Here is a 16,261-nt window from a genome sequence, read left to right on the forward strand (position 1 = left end):
GCACCCATGAAGATCCGGCCGTGTGGACGACGTACGGCTTCATCGCCCGACGCGCCAACTCATCGGCGACACAACGACTTACCTCTGGAGTGGACATGTTCCGAGTAGCAGTGATCGGCGGCCGGCCCGCACCCGTGGCCGGTGCCAAGGAGCTGGGCATCGATGTGGTGCTCGTGCACGAGGAGGGCTCTTACGATCCCGCCGTCGCGCGGCACTGCGAACGCATCGTGCACGCCCCGATAACCGATGGGCCCGCGATCCTGGAGGTGCTGCGTCCGCTGCACGATGAGCGGCCGTTCGACCGGGTGCTGACCACCACGGAGCCCGCCGCCGAGTCCACCGGATACGTCGTCGACGCGCTGGGTCTCACAGGGGTCACCGAAGCGACGGCCAGGGCCCTCAAGGACAAGGCACTCACCCGCGAGCTGCTCGCCAAGTACGACCTCAGCCCGGTCCTTCACCGGGTGGTGCACAGTGCCGAGGAGGCGGCCGAGTTCCAGCGGTCGGTCGGCGGCCGCATCGTGCTCAAGCCGGTCGACGGCGTCGCCAGCCTGCACATCCACCCGGCCGCGAACGCCGAGGAGGCCGCGCGGGCCTGGCGCGACCTCGCCGCCGACGGGTTCGACGCGCCCATCGCGGAGGAGTATCTGGAAGGCCCGGTCGTCAGCGTCGACTCGTTCTCCTTCGACGGACGGCACGTGCCCATCGGGTACTCCGAGTACCGAATGAATGAGCGCTTCGTGGAATGGGAGGTCAGCACGCCGAGCCGGGCGGCCGCCCCGTACCTGGCCGAGCTGCGCGCGCTCACCGTGCGGCTGCTCGACGCCGTGGGGCTCACCGAAGGGCCCTCGCACAGCGAGTTCGTGCTGACTCCGCAGGGCCCCCGGGTGCTCGAATCGCATGCCCGGCTGGCCGGCAGCGGGGCGCCCGAACTGGTGCGGCGTGCCTTCGGAGTGGATCTGAACCGCTGGTTCCTCACCGTCCCGCTCGGCATCGACGAGCTGCCCGCCACCTCCCCCGAGCCGGTCGGCGGCGCCGCGGTGCGGTTCTTCACCCCGCGGCCGGGACAGGTCCGCGCGGTCGAGGTGGCCACCGAGGTGGGCGTCGAGGTGAGGCGGGTCCCGCAGGGGGAGGCACCGCTGGTCTTCCTGCCGTACCTCGACGAGTTCAGGCAACTGCCGGCCGCCGCGGTCATCGCCAAGAGCCCGGGCGACACCGTGCCGGAGCTGCTCACCGTCGCCGACTGCGTGTCCGGATATGTGATCGCGTCCGGCGTGGACCGGGAGGCCGCGGTCGCCCGGTGCGAGGAGATCGACAAGGACATCCGCTTCCTGACCGACTGACCGGCCCACACCATTGAAGGAGAAGAGAGTTGGAAACCAACGAGCACACCCTGAGCGCGGCCGCGCTCCTGGAGACCGCACACAAGGCCGTCTCGCAGGGCTATCCCTGCGACGACCGGCTGGCACGCGCCGCGCTGCACCTCATCGAGTGCGCCACGGACGTCGTCGTACGTCTGCCCGACCGTGACATCGACTCGGCGCGGGAGGCGCTCGGGCTGGCCCGTGCGGCGGTGGTGACCGCGACCTGTGCCGTACGGGAGATCCACGCCCAGGCCCGGGAGACGTCCGAGCCGGTGTCCCTGCCCACCCCCGGGAAGCTGCCGGCCGGGTCCGCGCGTGGTCCCGGCCGGGTCTGCTGCGGCCTCGACCGGTAGCCGGGCGGCCGTTCCGCCCAGGTCAAGAGCCCCGTCCGCGCCCCCCGAAGCCCCGCTGCCGCACTGCGGCAGCGGGGCTTCGGCGTGGGGCGCATGTTCGTGCACTTGGTTTCGTACTTACGCACTGCACAAGTCTGACCTTATTGAGGGCCGCCTGTTTTCGAAGAATAGAGATGTGAGCGGGGGAGCCGCCCACAAACAACGAGAAGAGGAATCGAATTATGCGTAACGACACGTTCCAGATGAAGCTTTCCACCACTCGCCGTGGGATTCAGTCCGCCCTGGTCGCTGCCGCCTCGGCGGTACTCGTCGCCACTGCGGTGGGCGTCGCGACCGCCGGTTCCGCCGCGGCCGACACGACCACGACGACGACCACCCCCACCACGAGCGCCTCGCCCGACGATCACGGCTGGGACTGAACAGGCATATTCCAGCAGCACAATATCGAGCACCGCTGAACAGAATCCATCGGAGGAACGTACGATGACGATCAGCCCGGCCCTTGAGGTCCACGCCCCCGACGCACCCGTCTTCGGTCCCGAAATCGAACTGCGCAGCCAGATCACGGTCGAGCTCGTCGACCACACCGCCTCCGACCTGGGAGTCGTGCGCGCGGCGCGGGTCTCCACGGCCGGCGAGGAGGCGCACCGCGAGGAGCGTGGCGACGCATATATCGGGGGCCTCATCCGGTATTTGATGCGCAGCCGTCACGGCAGCCCTTTCGAGCACAATTCGATGACCTTCCTGGTGCACGCGCCGATCTTCGCGATCCGCCACATGATGCGCCACCGAATGTGGTCCTTCAATGAGGAGAGCGCCCGGTACAAGGACCTCAAGAACGTCTTTTACGTGCCCGACCGCGACCGGGCCCTGAAACAGGAGGGGAAGCCCGGCCACTACCAGTACGTACCGGGCAGCGAGGAGGACTACGAGCTGCTCTCCACCGCCACCAGCGAGGCCTACCGGTCCGCCTTCCGCGAATACCAGAAGATGCTCGATGCCGGAATCGCCCGCGAACTGGCCCGCATGGTGCTCCCCGTGGCCACCTTCTCCACCGTGTACGCCACCTGCAACGCCCGCTCGCTGATGCACTTCCTCGGCCTGCGCACCAACCGCGCCGACGCCGCCTATGTGTCGCACCCGCAGCGGGAGATCGAGGTGGTGGCCGAGCAGATGGAGGACGAGTTCGCGCGGCTGATGCCGCTGACCCACGAGGCCTTCGAGAAGTTCGGGCGCGTCAGTCCCTGACCGGATCGCGATCCGACGGAGGTTCCTGCCATGAGAATCACGGTCTACGCGGGCTCGGCCCTGGGGAACCAGGCCATCTATCAAGAAGCCGCCGCGGCCTTCGCCAAGCAGCTCGTCGCCGAGGGGCACGAGATCGTCTACGGCGGGGGAGCGGCCGGCCTCATGGGGGTCGTCGCCGACTCGGCCCTGGCGGCCGGCGGCCGGGTCACCGGAGTGATCCCGAAACACCTGGTCGATGCCGAGGTCGCCCACCAGGGCCTGACCGAACTGCACATTGTCGACACGATGCACCAACGCAAGCAGATCATGGCCGACCTGGCCGACGCCTTCGTGGCGCTGCCGGGCGGGGTGGGCACCGTCGAGGAGATCCTCGAGGCCTGGGCCTGGCTCATCCTCGGCCGGCACGGAAAGCCGATGGCGATGCTGAACGTGGACGGCTACTGGGACCGTCTCCTGCGGATGATCTGCCGCATGTCCGCCAGTGGATTCCTGCGCGAGCAGGAGCTGGGCACCCTCGCGTCCGTCGGGGACGCGAACGAATTCCTGGACCTTGTAAGCCAGTGGGAGCCCCCGCCGCCGCGATGGGGCTGAGATCGGGAGTAGGAGCGATGTCGGTACTGAATGTGGAGAGCGCGGCCCCCGAGGCCGCGCAGGTCACCGTGGTGGACGGCTATGTCCCGGTGATCGACCTGAGTTCCGCACGGTCGGGCGGGGCGGCGGAACGGCAACTGGCCGCGGTGATCGACGAGGTCTGCCGTACCAGCGGCTTCCTGGTGATCGTCGGCCACGGCGTGCCCGAGCGCACGATAGCGGAGATGTACCGGGCCACCCGGGAGTTCTTCGCGCTGTCGGCCGAGACCAAGGCGGAACTGCTCGCCGTCCCGGCCGACCCGCTGATGCGGGGATTCGGCCGCCAGGGCAGCCTCGCCGCCTCCAACGCGGAGGCCGAGGTCGAGCAGGAGCGGGCACTGCCGGACATCTCGGAGACCTTCACGGTCAACCGCCTGGGTGAGCCGGATGCGGACCGGGCGCTGCCCGCCGACGCCGACCCGGCGCTGCGGACCTCGAACCGCTGGCCCGAACTGCCCGGCTTCGCCGAGGCGTACCGGGCCTACTACGCGGCCATGGAGGTACTGGCCGCGGACATCATGCGGCTGTTCGCCCTTGCGCTCGATCTGCCCGAGGACTGGTTCGAGGACAAGATCGAGCAGCACATGACCAACCTGACCGCCAACTTCTACCCGCAGCAGCCGGAGCCCCCCGCACCCGGGCAGCTCCGCAAGGGAATGCACAGCGACTGGGGAAGCCTGACCATCCTGTACCAGGACGACGGCCCGGGCGGACTGCAGGTCCTCGACAAGGCCGGCCAGTGGCTCGACGTGCCTGTCATCGAGGGTTCCTTTGTTGTCAACATCGGTGACCTGATGGCAATTTGGACCAATAATCGGTGGGTGAGCACCGTCCATCGGGTGGTCAATCCGCCGCGTGAACTGGCTGGAAAGGAACGCTATTCGGTCCCCTTCTTCCACCAGCCCGCTTACGACGCCCTCATCGAGTGCATCCCCACCTGCACCGGGCCGCTCAATCCGCCGAGGCACCAACCGGTGCGTTCGGGCGACTACATCATCGGTAAGTTCAGCAGAGCGTATGGCGCGTAAGTCCGGGACGAACAGTTCCGCGAACTACGGGATGCCGTCGAAAGCGAGGTGAGAACACCATGGCCAGAGCAGTTCTGCTGCTGGGCGCCGAGGGTGCCGCGGCCGAGCAGCTGGTGGGAGCGGCCCAGACCCTCGAGATCCACCTGCACATCGCGACCCACCGTGAGTTGTACCGGAGCTGTCCCGACGAAGTGCGCAAGCAGCTCGCCGGAACCGTCTTCACCGACTTCCGCAGCACGGCGTACGCCGTCGACCAACTCGCCGAGTACTGCGCCCAGGAAGGCATCGGCGGAGTGGCCGTCGGCCGGGAGACGCTGTCCCCGGTCGCCGCAGCGCTGACCGACCGGCTGGGACTGCCTGGCCATGATCCAGCCATGGCGGAGTCCACCCGCGGCAAGTGGCAGATGGCGCAGACCCTTCGGGCGCGCGGCGTGCCCGGGCCGCGCACGCTGGCGGTCGTCTCCCCCGAGGCCGCCGAGGAGCGGCTGCGGTCGGCCGGCCTTCACTACCCGGTCGTCGTCAGACCGGCCGGGGGTTCGGGCAGCATCGGGCTGACCCTCGTCGAGACGCCGGACGAGCTGCCCGGCGCGGTCCGGCGTGCCCTGAAATGGCGCGAGGACATCACGTACGGAATCCGCTTCGACGCCGTCGCGGTGATCCAGGAGCACCTGGAAGGCGCCGAGTACGGCGTGGAGACCGTGCTGCACCGCGGCGGCTGCACGCACCTGGCGATCGTCCGCCGGATCTCCACCGGCGGCCGGAACGGCGAGGAGCTCGGCCGTACCCTGCCCGCCGACGTGGACGAGCTGACCCGGATCACGATCCTGGCCACCGTGGAGCGAGGGCTCGCGGCCCTGGGGCTGCGGGACGGCATCGCGCACAGCCATCTGAAGATGACGGCAGAGGGCCCCCGGCTCATCGAGGTGGGCGCCGGCCCGCCCGACGGACCCGTCATGGAGATGATCGAGCACGCCACCGGCGTCAGCGAGGCCGCGGCCTATCTCCAGGCCGTCCTCGGCGAACTGCCCGACACCCGGCCGACCCGCAGCGGTGCGGTGGCGATCCGGTTCATCAACACCCCGCGGCACGGTGTCTTCCGCGGGCTGAGCGGCCTCGCCGCCAGCCCGCATGTCATCGCCGTCCGCTCCTACGCGGAACCGGGCGACCTGGTGGGCAGCACCCACTCCAAGTACACCCGTCTCGGCCACGTCATCGTCCTGGCGACGGGACCGGACCAGGCCGACGCCCGCGCCGACGAGGCCATCGCGGGCATCTCCAGCTGCATCGAAAGCTGAGCCCCTTTCGGAGAGACCGGCTGTCTCCCCTCTCCGCACCCACCCCTTGAACGGCACCGCCGTGCCGCCGCCACGGCGGTGCGGCGGCCTGCCCATGACCGGAGGAACGAGAACCATGAAGGGAACACAGAGTCCGGGTCCGGCACGCCGGGCCCTCGGTGTCGGATGGCGACTGCACGGCGACGGCCGGGCACCGCAACCGGGCGCCGCGGTGATGCCGGACGAGCGGCTGTCCTGGCCGCGCACGGTGGGCCTCGGAGCCCAGCACGTAGTGGCGATGTTCGGTGCGACATTCGTCTTTCCGGTGGTCATGGGGCTCGACCCGAACCTCGCCATCATGATGTCCGGAGTCTCGACCGTTCTGTTTCTGCTGGTGGTTCAGGGCCGGATCCCCAGTTACCTCGGTACGAGCGCCTCGTTCGTCGGCGCGGTGGCGGCCATCCGGGCGGCCGGCGGCACCACGTCCACCGTCACCGGTGCGATCCTCGTCGCGGGGCTGGTGCTCGCCGCGGTGGGCCTGATCGTCCACTTCGCCGGGCCCGCACTGATCAACAAGGCATTCCCGCCCGTCGTGGCGGGCGCGGTGGTCCTGCTCATCGGTCTCAACCTGGCGCCGGTGGTGGCCGACATCTACTGGCCCCAGGACCAGTGGGTGGCTCTCGCCACCATGTGCGTGGTCGTCGTCACGGGCGTGCTGCTGCGCGGATTCTGGAGCAGGCTCGCGGTCTTCGTCGGCCTGGTCTTCGGATACGTCTTCTCGTGGGTGCTGGACATGACGACAGGCCCGATCACCGCGCCCGGGGCCACCGGCGAGGTCAGCCGTCATCTGCGGGTGCAGCTCTCGGAGGCCGCCTCGGCCCCGTGGTTCGGCCTGCCGACCATGCACGCACCGACGTTCACCGCGTCCGCCGTGCTCCTCGTGCTGCCGGGCGTGATCGCCCTGGTGGCCGAGAACACCGGGCACATCAAGGCGGTGGCCGAGATGACGGGGTCCGACCTCGACCCGGTGCTCGGGCGCGCCATCCTGGGCGACGGCCTGGCCACGGCGGTCTCCTCGGCGGTCGGAGGCGCGCCGACCACGACCTTCGCGGAGAACATCGGGGTGATGGCCGCGACCCGGGTCTACTCGACCGCCGCGTACTGGATGGCGGCCGCCGCGGCCCTGCTGTTCGGCCTGTGCCCCAAGTTCGGCGCGCTCGTCGCGGCCACCCCGGGCGGTGTCCTCGGCGGCATCACCGTCGTCCTGTACGGGATGATCGGGCTGCTCGGCGCCAAGATCTGGATCAAGTCGTCGGTGGACTTCGCGGACCCGGTGAACCTGGTCCCGATCGCAGCCGGCGCGGTGCTGGGCATCGGCGGGGTTTCGCTCAAGGTGACGGACACCTTCTCGGTCAGCGGGATAGCACTGGGCACCCTGGTCACCCTCCTCGGCTACCACGTCCTGGCGGCCCTGCGGCGTCCTGTCGCCGAGTCGGCTCCGGAGTCCCGTCCGGCACCCGTCGCGCAGACGCGCGAGGCCGCACCCACGACGCCGGCTCCCGCAGCCCGGCTCGTGCCGGCCCCGGTCCAGGAGCCCGAGCCCGCTCTCCTCGAGCCGGGCCCGGCTCCGGCGGTTACGGCTTCCTAGACCAGAACAGCGAAGCGCATCAACCGGCCGGCGCTACGGCCCACCCGCAGCCGGGGTGTGAAGTGATCCCAGGGTCACTTCACACCCCGGCTGTTTCGCCTGCCTCGGGAGGCGGGCCGCCACCGGCCAGCTGACCGAGCCGGTACCCGAGTTGGAAGCGGCTCTCCGCCTTGAGATCGGCCTTGAGTTTGGCCAGGTGGGTGGCGTACGCGCGGGTGCTGAGCCCGATCCGCTTGGCGATGGCATTGTCGCTGTCCCCATGGATGAGGCACCTGATAATGGTCTCGCGCAACACGGCGCTGATATGGCTCGATTCATTCGGAGTCCGGGATCCCTGAAAGGGTTTGGCGCGCTGCCAGTTGCGCTCGAACACCTCGGTGAGGAAACGCACCACGGCCGGTTCCCTGATAATGACGGCCTGGTCCCGCTCGGTGTCGGCAGGGACGAATGCCATGCTCCGGTCGACGATGATCAGCCGGTCGAAGAACTCGTCGAGAGTACGGACCTGGGCGCCGAGCGAGGTCATTTCGGTCACGTATTCACGGGTGGGTCCGTCGTGCCAGGCGGTGTGCTGGTAGAGCGTCCGCACCTCCACCCCGCGGTCGAGCAGCTCGGCGGTCTGCTGACGGATCTGCTCGAGTGTGGCCTTGGGCCGGCCGCCCCCCGGCTGGGCGGTGAACAGCTCCGAGGTGCTCTGCTGCACACTCTCGTTGACGATGGCGCTGATCGCGGCCTTGCCCTGGATGCGGACGATGGACTCGCTGCCCTGCGGTCCCGCGGTGTGCCGGGAGTCGACGATGAGGGGTCGCAGCAGGTCCGTGAGGTTCCGGGCCTCCTCCAGCATGGTCAGCGCGGAAGAGCGCAGCAGCGCTCCGATCCGGGCCTCCACGATGCCGGGCTCCACCGCGACGAAGCGTGAGGGGGAGGAGGTGTCCTCGCGGACCATCCCCATGGACAGGAGCTCATCCATGATCTCGCGATCCTCGCGGACACCGTCCGCAGGGCACTCCGACCGGCCGTCCGACCGCTCCCGCTCGGACTGCGCACCCGAGTCCTTCCGGAGGAGTTCGACGTACGTAGCGCGCGCCTTTGTGCTGGGTATGGGCACCACTGGCTTTGCCGGATACATAGCCAACTCCGTTGAGAGTATTGGTGATCACGCAGAAGGAGGCGGAGTCTAGCTTCCATGGGCCAGGTGCCGATAGGAGCCGAATCCGCCGCCGACAGGGCAGGGTTGTGTGCCTGCTGCATGGGCATTGTGCCTGTTCGTCCGCAGCGCAGTGAACAGAACGCGCCTATTTCACAGAGATGTCAAATAGCGGTCGGATTCCGGCCAGGGGCGATGCCGTGACCGGGCCGGCCCGCGCGGAACCGCCGGTGTGTCAATCCGTCCCGGATGCGCCGGGATCGTCGCTTTCTCCCAGCGCAATCCCCAATTGCCACGCGCGAAAACCGGCTTGGAAGCGGCTCTCCACCCCCAGTTCGTCGGTGATGTCCTTCACGTGCCGGCGGAAGGTCCGGGTCGCCATCCCCAGCCGCTTGGCAATCACCTCGTCCTTCAGGCCGGTCGCCATCAGGCGCAGGATCGAGATTTTCAACTCTTCGGTGGATGGCTGGAATTCGGCCTGATGGGCGTCAAAGGGGCGGCCCGACTCCCAGAGGCTCTCGAACATCCGGTACAGGAAACCCACCACTGTCGGGTCGGTGACCACCGAGGCCCCCTGCGGCCGGCCCGCGGCCCGGGGCTGCGGGACGAACGCCGTCTCCCGGTCGAAGACGATGATCCGGTCGAACGCCTCGGCGGTGGTGCGGATCCGGGCGCCGGCCGTAGAGACCGACCGCACGTAGGCCTGCGTCGACAGGCTCGCCCGCGCGGTGTGCTGGTACAGGGTGCGCAGTCGCACTCCTCGCTCCAGCATCGACAGGCTCTCCGCGACGATCGAACTCAGCGTGTCGGGGTCGCGGCCGCCGCCCGGCTGGATGGAGACCATCTCCTCGGTGCACAGCCGGGTCATCATCGACAGTTCGCGGCGCACCTCGGCGGGATCGTCGAAGGAGCGCAGCCCGTCCGAGTTGCGCCCGGCACGGCTGCGCTCCGCGAACAGCGGAGCCAGAGGCCTCAGTTGGGCGTGCATCCGGGTCAGCTCCTGCTGCCGCTCCCGGATCTCCTGCTCCAACGGCGTCCGGGCGAGCATCTCGGCGATCGCCGGGTCGACCGGCAGCAGTTCGCCACCGTCGGCACTGGACACGAGCAACCCGAGTTCCAGTAGGTTGTCGCGCGCAAGGGTCAACTCGCTTATGGCCAGGCCCAATTCGGCCGCGGCATCGTCGGCGTCGCGGAGCCCGCCGTTCCGCAGCGCCCATTCATAGACGGACAGCGAGACTGGCTCGAGAATGAGCGCCGAGGCGCCGCGTTGTGTCCCTGAACGCGCCATTTGTCGAGATCCTCTTCCGGTCTGGCCAGCTTAGGACACCGAGTATCTCTCCAACTGAGCCGCTGTTGCTGGCAAAGTCTTCATATCGCGCTGTACAGCACGGTCGATCTGAACGACCGAGGTTCCCCGGAAGGGTGAAACAATGCGCCGAATCGCATTCCTGCGATCCATTGAGATTCAGCAGACAAAGCCTTTTCTCACAGCCCTTGAGGCACGTCTCCAGCGGGAGGACACCGAAGCAAAACTCTTCTACACGGACGGCGAGTGCGGACCCGATGACTTCCCCGGTGAATCGGAGAAGATAGCCGGTGACATATCCGCCGACGAGCTCGCCAAGAAGGTCATCGACTGGGGCGCCCACGGAGTGATCTCCCTTTCCATCGCTGACGAGAACGCCCTGCGCGACTCGGTGGTGCGGCGCCGCCTGGAGACCGTGGGGATTCCCGTGGTGGCGCACAGCCTGGCCGCCACGAGCCTCACCGCCAACAAGTGGGAGACGAAGCGGCTGCTGGAGGAGCACGGATTCGACATTCCGCCCGGAGTGCTCGTGGACAGCGATGTACTCGCCGGTCGCGGCCTGCGCATTCCCGCGTACGTCGACTCGATCCTGATCCAGACCGCCGACATGGGATATCCCGTGCTCAGCAAGCCGCTCTGGGACTGCATGGGTGCCGGCATGGTGCCGCTGGCCGACGAAGCGGAACTGGCACGGCACTTGGCCGAACCACACAGCGGAAATTTCATCCTGGAACGCTGTGTGTCCGGTGAGATCTGCTCGGTGGAAGTGGTCGGAGCCCGCGGGCAGTACGTGGTCCACCCGGTGGTGTGGCAGGGTCCGGCGGAGATCGGTCCGGTCTTCAACTTCGGCCGGCTGCGCTATGTGGCACCGCGCCGGGAGGCAGATCTGGCATTCGCCCCGGTGGCCGAGAAACTCAAGAAGCTCGCTCGTGCTCTCGATCTGCACGGAGCGGTCGGGCTGGACATGATTTACGAGGACGGAATCTACCGGATTCTCGAAATCAATCCACGGGTCACCGGGACGACCACCCCCTGCATAGCCTCCACCGGCTTCAACACGTACGACTGCCTGCTCTCCATCCTGGACGGGACCTGGCCGGACGAGGCGGACCACGGGCACGGCCTCCAGCGGGTGTGCCTGCAGTTCCCGGTGCGTGAACTCTCGCCGGAATTCGTGCACGACGTGACCCGCGAGCTGGACGTCGTACGGACGCAGTCGCTCAATATCGATGGTGTCGACCACCCCAATGTGATCATCACCTGCGAGCTCGACGACCGGGCGGAACTCCCGGGGAAGCTCGAATCGCTCTGGCAACGCCATGAATTCACCGACCGGTCATTCCTGCGGCAGATCGCGGCGGCCGTAGGAGTGGCCGACACGGAAGCGGCGGCGACCGCTGTGGCAACGGCATGACGAAATCCGAAGTGTGGGAGAAAGAGATGAAGGAAACGGCAGGCAGCCATGCGGATTGACGGCTATCGCAAGGTCGTGACCCAGCCAGGCATCGGCCTGCTCATGCTCCTCGGGTTCTTCTCGAAGATCGCGGTGGTGGCGATCCCGGTCGTGATGAACCTCGGCGTCGTGTTCGGCCTCGACCGAGGCTTCGGCGCCGCCGGCCTGGTGATCGCGCTGTGGACGGTGGGCGTGGCGGTCGGCGGTCCGGTGCAGGGCCGCATGATGGACAAGTACGGCGTACGGCCCGTGCTCATCGTCTCGTTGACCGGCCAGGCGCTCTTCTGGGGGATCGGCCCCAGCATGTCCTACGGGGTGCTCTCGGTGGCCGCTGTCGGCTGCGGACTCCTCAACCTCCCGGGGTTCGCCGTCGTGCGGCTGAGGCTCGCGGTCGCCATCCCGGAGGAGCAGCGGCACACCGCCTTCGCGCTCGACGCCATGACGTCCAACATCTCGTACATGGTGGGCCCGGCGCTCGGTGTGACCGTGGCGACCACCGTCTCCAGCGATGTCTCGATGCGGGGCCTCGGCCTGATCGTCGCACTCGCCGGGGCGGGCCTGGCCCTGCTCAACCCCCAGGTCCGCGACTCCGCCAAGGGCGCCGGCAGCGAGCCCGCCCCCCGCATGAAGTTCCGCGAGTGGTTCAAGCCCGCGCTCGTCCCGGTCCTCGTGGCCACCACCGCCACCACTCTGGCGACCGCCGGCTACGAGACGGCGATCGTGGGCGGGCTGCGCGACTCGGGCCAGGTCGAATGGGCCGGCCTCGTCCTCACGGTCTGCGGCCTCTGCTCCTTCATCGGTGCGCTCCTTTACGGCACGCTGAAACGGCCGCCCCACTTCGCCGTCATCTCGACGCTGGTGGGCCTGACGACCATGGTCGGTGGCTTCGCCACCGGCGACTGGCGCCTGCTGTGCCTGGCCATGGTGCTGCCGGCCGCCCTCTGCTCGCCCTCCTTCGCGGCGACGGGCGGCGCCGCGAGCGGGCTGGCGCCGGCCGGGGCGCGGGGAGTCGTGATGGGCATCTACAGCGCCTCCCTCACCCTCGGCAACAGCATCGGCGCCCCCCTGTCCGGCGCGATCCAGGACGCCAGGAGCCCGCTCTGGGCCTTCGTGGTCATCGGTCTCACCAGCGCCGCCCTCTCCGGTGTGGCCCTCGGCTGGACTGCCTGGCTGGCTCGCAGGCCGGCCGCCGAGCCGCAGAGCGGACCGGTCCTCGCCGACGCCGCCGCCTGACGGCAGTCACCTCATATCACCTTTCATGCACAGCAGTTGGAGACCTGAATGGACACCAAGGGTTACGTCGTCATCGTCGACGCATTCGCCCCGGCCCGGTTCTTCCCGCCGGAGTTCCACGAAGCGGGCTACGCATGCGTGCGGGTGCAGAGCACCCCTGAGATCCCGCCGGCCTTCGCCGGCTCCCTGGACCTGACGCTCTATGCCGACAACATCGTCCACACCGGGGACCTCGAAGAGACCGTACGGGCCGCAGGTGCGTACGAACCTGTGGCGGTCTTCGCCGGCAGCGAGTTCGGCGTCGAGTTCGCCGACCGGCTCAGCGAGGCCATGGGCCTGCCGACCAACGGCACGGAGCTCAGCGCCGCCCGCCGCGACAAGTTCACGATGATCGAGACGATCAAGGCCGCAGGGGTACGCGGAGCCAGGCAGCTGCTCGCCACAAGTGCCGAGGAACTCGCCCAGTGGCACAAGGATTTGGGCACCCGCGTCGTTGTCAAGCCGCTCAAGAGCGCGGGCAATGACGGCGTCAAGTTCTGCGCCACCCCGGAGGAGAGTGCGGCCGCCTTCCTCGAACTCACCGGCGCGGAGAACCTGTTCAACCAGCGCAACGAGGGCGTCGTCGCCCAGGAACATCTCTTCGGCGGCGAGTACATGGTCAACACCGTCAGCCGGGACGGCAAGCACCATGTCACCGACATCATCGCCACCACGCGCCTTTCCGTGAACGGCGTTCACGACATCAGCAACTCCTGCTATCTGCTCCCCCGTCACGGTGAGGCGCAGGACCAGCTCGTCCCGTACGCGTTCGAAGTCCTTGACGCCCTGGGCGTGCGGCACGGTCCCTCCCACATCGAGCTGAAGCTCACCCCCTCAGGGCCCGTGCTCATCGAGATGGGCGCCCGCATCTGCGGCGGAGACCTCCCGCACTATGTGCAGCTGGCGACCGGCGAATCCCCCTTCGACTGGACCGTCGACGCCTTCGTGCGGCCGGACCGCTTCCACGAGCGCCGCGACAACGACTACGAGATCCAGCGGTACTTCGCCTCGGTCGGCCTGGTCTCCGCCAAGGAGGGGCGGCTGGAGTCGCTGCGCCACCTCAAGGAGATCGAGGAGCTCGAGAGCTTCCACGACCTGTCGCAGTTCGTCCCGCTCGGCGGCACGGTCGTCCCCACGGTCAACGACAGCACTTACGTCGGCTTCGTGCGGCTCTTCCACGAGCTCGAGGAGGTCGTCATGCGCGACATCAACACCATCCACTACCTGGACGGCGACGGAATGTACGCAATCTCCGAGGAGTCCTGAGCCCATGAACGCGAACAACGCCGCCCTGCCGCACATCGTCGTCATCAACCGCTGGCGCGAGCAGTACGCCCGCTATGCCGAATACCTCGACCACGCCACCCACCGGGTCTCCTACATCACCACGGAGGTGGGGCTGCCGTCCGTACCCGAGGCGGCGGGCGACATCCTGGTGGTGGAGCGGACCGACGACCTGGAGGCCGTGCGCGCCGCGCTGAGGGTGCTCGCCGTGCGGCACGGACGGCCCGAGGCGATCGTCGCCCTCAAGGAGGACGATCTCCTGATCGCCGCCGAGCTGCGCGAGGAGTGGAACTGCCCCGGCCAACGGGTGGGCCACCTGGCTCGCTTCAGGGACAAGTACCTCATGGCCACCGCTGTCGCGGAAGCCGGGCTCGACCTGCCGGACTTCACCCTCGCCGGCGACGAGACATCCATTCTGGAGTTCGGCGCGAAGCACGGCTGGCCGCTCATCCTGAAGCCGGTGATGGGCAGTTCCAGCGAAGGAGTCGTCAAGCTCGACGGCCCCGAGGACGTCCTCACCGTCGACCTCGCGGACACGCCCATGATGGTGCAGACCTTCAACCCCGGCCGGATCTACCACGTGGACGGCGTCTTCACCGGCCGGGAGATCCAGCACTGGCGCGCCTCGCGCTATGTGAACACCTGCCTGGGATTCCGCTCGGGCGACTTCCTCGGCTCCGTCGAGGAGGACGACGAGTCGGTCAACAGGGCCATCGGCGAGAGCACCGCCGACTACCTCCGGGCGCTCTCCGGCGACCCGCTCGTCTTCCACCTGGAACTGTTCGTCAACGACACCCCGGACGGCCCCCGCTGCAGCTTCCTGGAGGTGGGCGCCCGGGTCGGCGGCGCCGAGATCCCCTTCGTCTGGCGTGAGCTCCACGGCTACGACCTGATGGACGCCGCATTCCAGCTCCAGCTCCAACGCCCGGTTCCCCAGGGACACCTGAGCCGGCCCGAGGAAATCGGCGGCTACCTGCTGATCCCGGCCCCCGGGGCACGGCCGTGCCGCATCACCGAGGTCACCTCGATGGTCGGCAGCACCCCGGGACCGTACGCCGAGGCGCTCCTGGAGGTCGGCGACATCCTGCCGCGGGCCGACGCGTACTACGAGCACGTCGGCGGCCGCTTCCGCTTCCGGGGTGCGACGAGCCACGACGTGGAGCAGGCCCTCGTCGCAACCGCCGCGGCGTTCCGGGTCTCCGGGGTCCCGGCCACCCCCGCGGACCAGGCCGCCGCACCCCTGGGTCAGCTGGCCGGCGCGAGCAGGGGCTGACCGGGCTCCGCCGCTCCCCGTGTCCGGTTGCCGAAGCCGCAGCAGCCGGAGCACCTCCACCAGTCATCGCCGCACCAGAGGTCTGTTCAGCCGGAACAGTCACGAGAAGGAGAGCTCACCATGTCCGCAGTAGCCACCATCGCCACCGCCCCCACGACCGCCACCGGGACGACCCCGTTCCGCCACTTCTCCCCGACCCTGCTCCGTCGGGCCCTGGCCCGGCATGCGGAGTGGGAGCGCAAAGAGTTCACCTCGTCCTGGGAGGACCTGCCGGTCGATGCGTATCTCAAGGGCGGGGCGACGTTCCGCCGCCGAAGGTACAGCCAGTTCCACCTGGCCGACGGCCGCCTGGTGCCCAGCGGCCAGATCGTGTTCGAACAGTCCAAGGAGGTGAACTCGCTGTTCGGTGGCGTCCAGCGGCACTTCGAGCCGCTCCGTGAGGACGTGGCGGCCTCCGCGTTGCTCGAGACGGTCGTGTTCACCTTTCTGGACAACCTGCCAGGGGAGATCGACCGGTCCGACGCCGCCATAGGCGTCCATCAGATCCGGATCACCGCAAGCCGCGACGAGGCCTCGCTGCCCGCTCCGGAGGGTATCCACGAGGACGGCCACCACTTCGTCGCCCAGGTGCTGATCAACCGCGAGGGCGTCACCGGGGGCGAGTCGCAGCTGTACGACCGCGACCGCAACCCGATCTTCCGGACCACGCTGCTCGAGCCGCTCGAGTCGATCGTCATCGACGACCGTCGGGTCTTCCACGGCGTCTCCGGCGTCACCCCGGCCCCCGGAGTCACCGAGGGTATCCGCGACATGATGCTGATCGACTTCTTCCCGCTCACCGACTGACCGGGGCGTCCCGGCCGAATGCTCCGCCGAGGCACTGGACTCCTCCCCAAGTCCGCTGCTCCCGGCGGAGCTTCGGCACGTCCGCGGGGCGCGGGTAAACCGACCAGGGCGAGATCAAGAACCGGTCCGAACAGA

Annotated in this window: 15 protein-coding genes; 13 read left to right on the plus strand and 2 right to left on the minus strand. The window is 68.6% G+C overall.

The features are described 5' to 3' along the window. Window positions 1-89 precede the first annotated feature (89 nt). The 8 genes from OHA88_RS29570 to OHA88_RS29605 all read left to right on the plus strand — a co-directional run bounded on the left by OHA88_RS29570 (window position 90) and on the right by OHA88_RS29605 (window position 7,545). The gene (locus OHA88_RS29570) at window positions 90-1,343 is read left to right on the plus strand and encodes an ATP-grasp domain-containing protein (protein WP_328627750.1); all 1,254 of its coding nucleotides are present in this window, start codon (window positions 90-92) and stop codon (window positions 1,341-1,343) included. Between the two features lie 29 nt (window positions 1,344-1,372). Next, window positions 1,373-1,717 carry a hypothetical protein gene (locus OHA88_RS29575; protein ID WP_267005111.1) on the plus strand — a complete coding sequence of 115 codons (345 nt, stop codon included), beginning with the start codon at window positions 1,373-1,375 and terminating at the stop codon, window positions 1,715-1,717. 221 nt (window positions 1,718-1,938) lie between these two features. Then, window positions 1,939-2,136, plus strand: coding sequence for a hypothetical protein (locus OHA88_RS29580; protein ID WP_267005112.1), 198 nt, complete (start codon window positions 1,939-1,941; stop codon window positions 2,134-2,136). Between the two features lie 64 nt (window positions 2,137-2,200). Next, window positions 2,201-2,965, plus strand: a complete 765-nt coding sequence (thyX, locus tag OHA88_RS29585; RefSeq protein ID WP_093774214.1) for an FAD-dependent thymidylate synthase — start codon at window positions 2,201-2,203, stop codon at window positions 2,963-2,965. A 30-nt stretch (window positions 2,966-2,995) separates the two neighbouring features. Then, the gene (locus OHA88_RS29590; protein ID WP_267005113.1) at window positions 2,996-3,556 is read left to right on the plus strand and encodes a TIGR00730 family Rossman fold protein; all 561 of its coding nucleotides are present in this window, start codon (window positions 2,996-2,998) and stop codon (window positions 3,554-3,556) included. Between the two features lie 17 nt (window positions 3,557-3,573). Beyond that, the gene (locus OHA88_RS29595; protein WP_328627751.1) at window positions 3,574-4,623 is read left to right on the plus strand and encodes an isopenicillin N synthase family dioxygenase; all 1,050 of its coding nucleotides are present in this window, start codon (window positions 3,574-3,576) and stop codon (window positions 4,621-4,623) included. A gap of 59 nt (window positions 4,624-4,682) precedes the next feature. Continuing rightward, complete coding sequence (locus tag OHA88_RS29600) at window positions 4,683-5,918, plus strand: ATP-grasp domain-containing protein (protein ID WP_328627752.1); 1,236 nt, start codon at window positions 4,683-4,685, stop codon at window positions 5,916-5,918. A gap of 115 nt (window positions 5,919-6,033) precedes the next feature. After that, complete coding sequence (locus tag OHA88_RS29605; protein ID WP_328627753.1) at window positions 6,034-7,545, plus strand: uracil-xanthine permease family protein; 1,512 nt, start codon at window positions 6,034-6,036, stop codon at window positions 7,543-7,545. Window positions 7,546-7,624: 79 nt separating this feature from the next. Here OHA88_RS29605 and OHA88_RS29610 read toward each other — a convergent pair whose 3' ends face one another. Next, complete coding sequence (locus OHA88_RS29610) at window positions 7,625-8,515, minus strand: LuxR family transcriptional regulator (RefSeq protein ID WP_267005117.1); 891 nt, start codon at window positions 8,513-8,515, stop codon at window positions 7,625-7,627. 412 nt (window positions 8,516-8,927) lie between these two features. After that, window positions 8,928-9,980, minus strand: a complete 1,053-nt coding sequence (locus OHA88_RS29615; RefSeq protein ID WP_328627754.1) for a helix-turn-helix domain-containing protein — start codon at window positions 9,978-9,980, stop codon at window positions 8,928-8,930. 142 nt (window positions 9,981-10,122) lie between these two features. Between OHA88_RS29615 and OHA88_RS29620 the strand changes: the two genes are divergently transcribed. The 5 genes from OHA88_RS29620 to OHA88_RS29640 all read left to right on the plus strand — a co-directional run bounded on the left by OHA88_RS29620 (window position 10,123) and on the right by OHA88_RS29640 (window position 16,126). Further along, a complete protein-coding gene (locus OHA88_RS29620; RefSeq protein WP_328627755.1) occupies window positions 10,123-11,412 on the plus strand; it encodes an ATP-grasp domain-containing protein in 1,290 nt (429 codons plus the stop codon). A gap of 48 nt (window positions 11,413-11,460) precedes the next feature. Next, the gene (locus tag OHA88_RS29625; RefSeq protein WP_328627756.1) at window positions 11,461-12,684 is read left to right on the plus strand and encodes an MFS transporter; all 1,224 of its coding nucleotides are present in this window, start codon (window positions 11,461-11,463) and stop codon (window positions 12,682-12,684) included. 48 nt (window positions 12,685-12,732) lie between these two features. Next, on the plus strand, window positions 12,733-13,989 hold the full coding sequence (locus OHA88_RS29630; protein ID WP_328627757.1) for an ATP-grasp domain-containing protein: 1,257 nt from the start codon (window positions 12,733-12,735) through the stop codon (window positions 13,987-13,989). Between the two features lie 4 nt (window positions 13,990-13,993). After that, window positions 13,994-15,280 (plus strand): ATP-grasp domain-containing protein, encoded by a 1,287-nt coding sequence (locus tag OHA88_RS29635; protein ID WP_328627758.1) that lies wholly within the window; start codon window positions 13,994-13,996, stop codon window positions 15,278-15,280. Window positions 15,281-15,400: 120 nt separating this feature from the next. Continuing rightward, window positions 15,401-16,126, plus strand: coding sequence for a 2OG-Fe dioxygenase family protein (locus OHA88_RS29640; protein ID WP_328627759.1), 726 nt, complete (start codon window positions 15,401-15,403; stop codon window positions 16,124-16,126). Window positions 16,127-16,261 lie beyond the last annotated feature (135 nt).

The sequence above is a fragment of the Streptomyces sp. NBC_00353 genome (assembly GCF_036108815.1).
GTDB lineage: Bacteria > Actinomycetota > Actinomycetes > Streptomycetales > Streptomycetaceae > Streptomyces.

Excerpts from the sequence above, each read along its gene's own strand:
- OHA88_RS29610 (WP_267005117.1), bottom strand. The coding sequence starts at position 8,515 with ATGGATGAGCTCCTGTCCATGGGGATGGTCCGCGAGGACACCTCCTCC.
- OHA88_RS29590 (WP_267005113.1), top strand. The coding sequence starts at position 2,996 with ATGAGAATCACGGTCTACGCGGGCTCGGCCCTGGGGAACCAGGCCATC.
- OHA88_RS29620 (WP_328627755.1), top strand. The coding sequence starts at position 10,123 with ATGCGCCGAATCGCATTCCTGCGATCCATTGAGATTCAGCAGACAAAG.
- OHA88_RS29600 (WP_328627752.1), top strand. The coding sequence starts at position 4,683 with ATGGCCAGAGCAGTTCTGCTGCTGGGCGCCGAGGGTGCCGCGGCCGAG.
- OHA88_RS29605 (WP_328627753.1), top strand. The coding sequence starts at position 6,034 with ATGAAGGGAACACAGAGTCCGGGTCCGGCACGCCGGGCCCTCGGTGTC.
- OHA88_RS29630 (WP_328627757.1), top strand. The coding sequence starts at position 12,733 with ATGGACACCAAGGGTTACGTCGTCATCGTCGACGCATTCGCCCCGGCC.
- OHA88_RS29595 (WP_328627751.1), top strand. The coding sequence starts at position 3,574 with ATGTCGGTACTGAATGTGGAGAGCGCGGCCCCCGAGGCCGCGCAGGTC.
- OHA88_RS29615 (WP_328627754.1), bottom strand. The coding sequence starts at position 9,980 with ATGGCGCGTTCAGGGACACAACGCGGCGCCTCGGCGCTCATTCTCGAG.
- OHA88_RS29635 (WP_328627758.1), top strand. The coding sequence starts at position 13,994 with ATGAACGCGAACAACGCCGCCCTGCCGCACATCGTCGTCATCAACCGC.
- OHA88_RS29580 (WP_267005112.1), top strand. The coding sequence starts at position 1,939 with ATGCGTAACGACACGTTCCAGATGAAGCTTTCCACCACTCGCCGTGGG.
- OHA88_RS29640 (WP_328627759.1), top strand. The coding sequence starts at position 15,401 with ATGTCCGCAGTAGCCACCATCGCCACCGCCCCCACGACCGCCACCGGG.
- OHA88_RS29625 (WP_328627756.1), top strand. The coding sequence starts at position 11,461 with ATGCGGATTGACGGCTATCGCAAGGTCGTGACCCAGCCAGGCATCGGC.
- thyX (WP_093774214.1), top strand. The coding sequence starts at position 2,201 with ATGACGATCAGCCCGGCCCTTGAGGTCCACGCCCCCGACGCACCCGTC.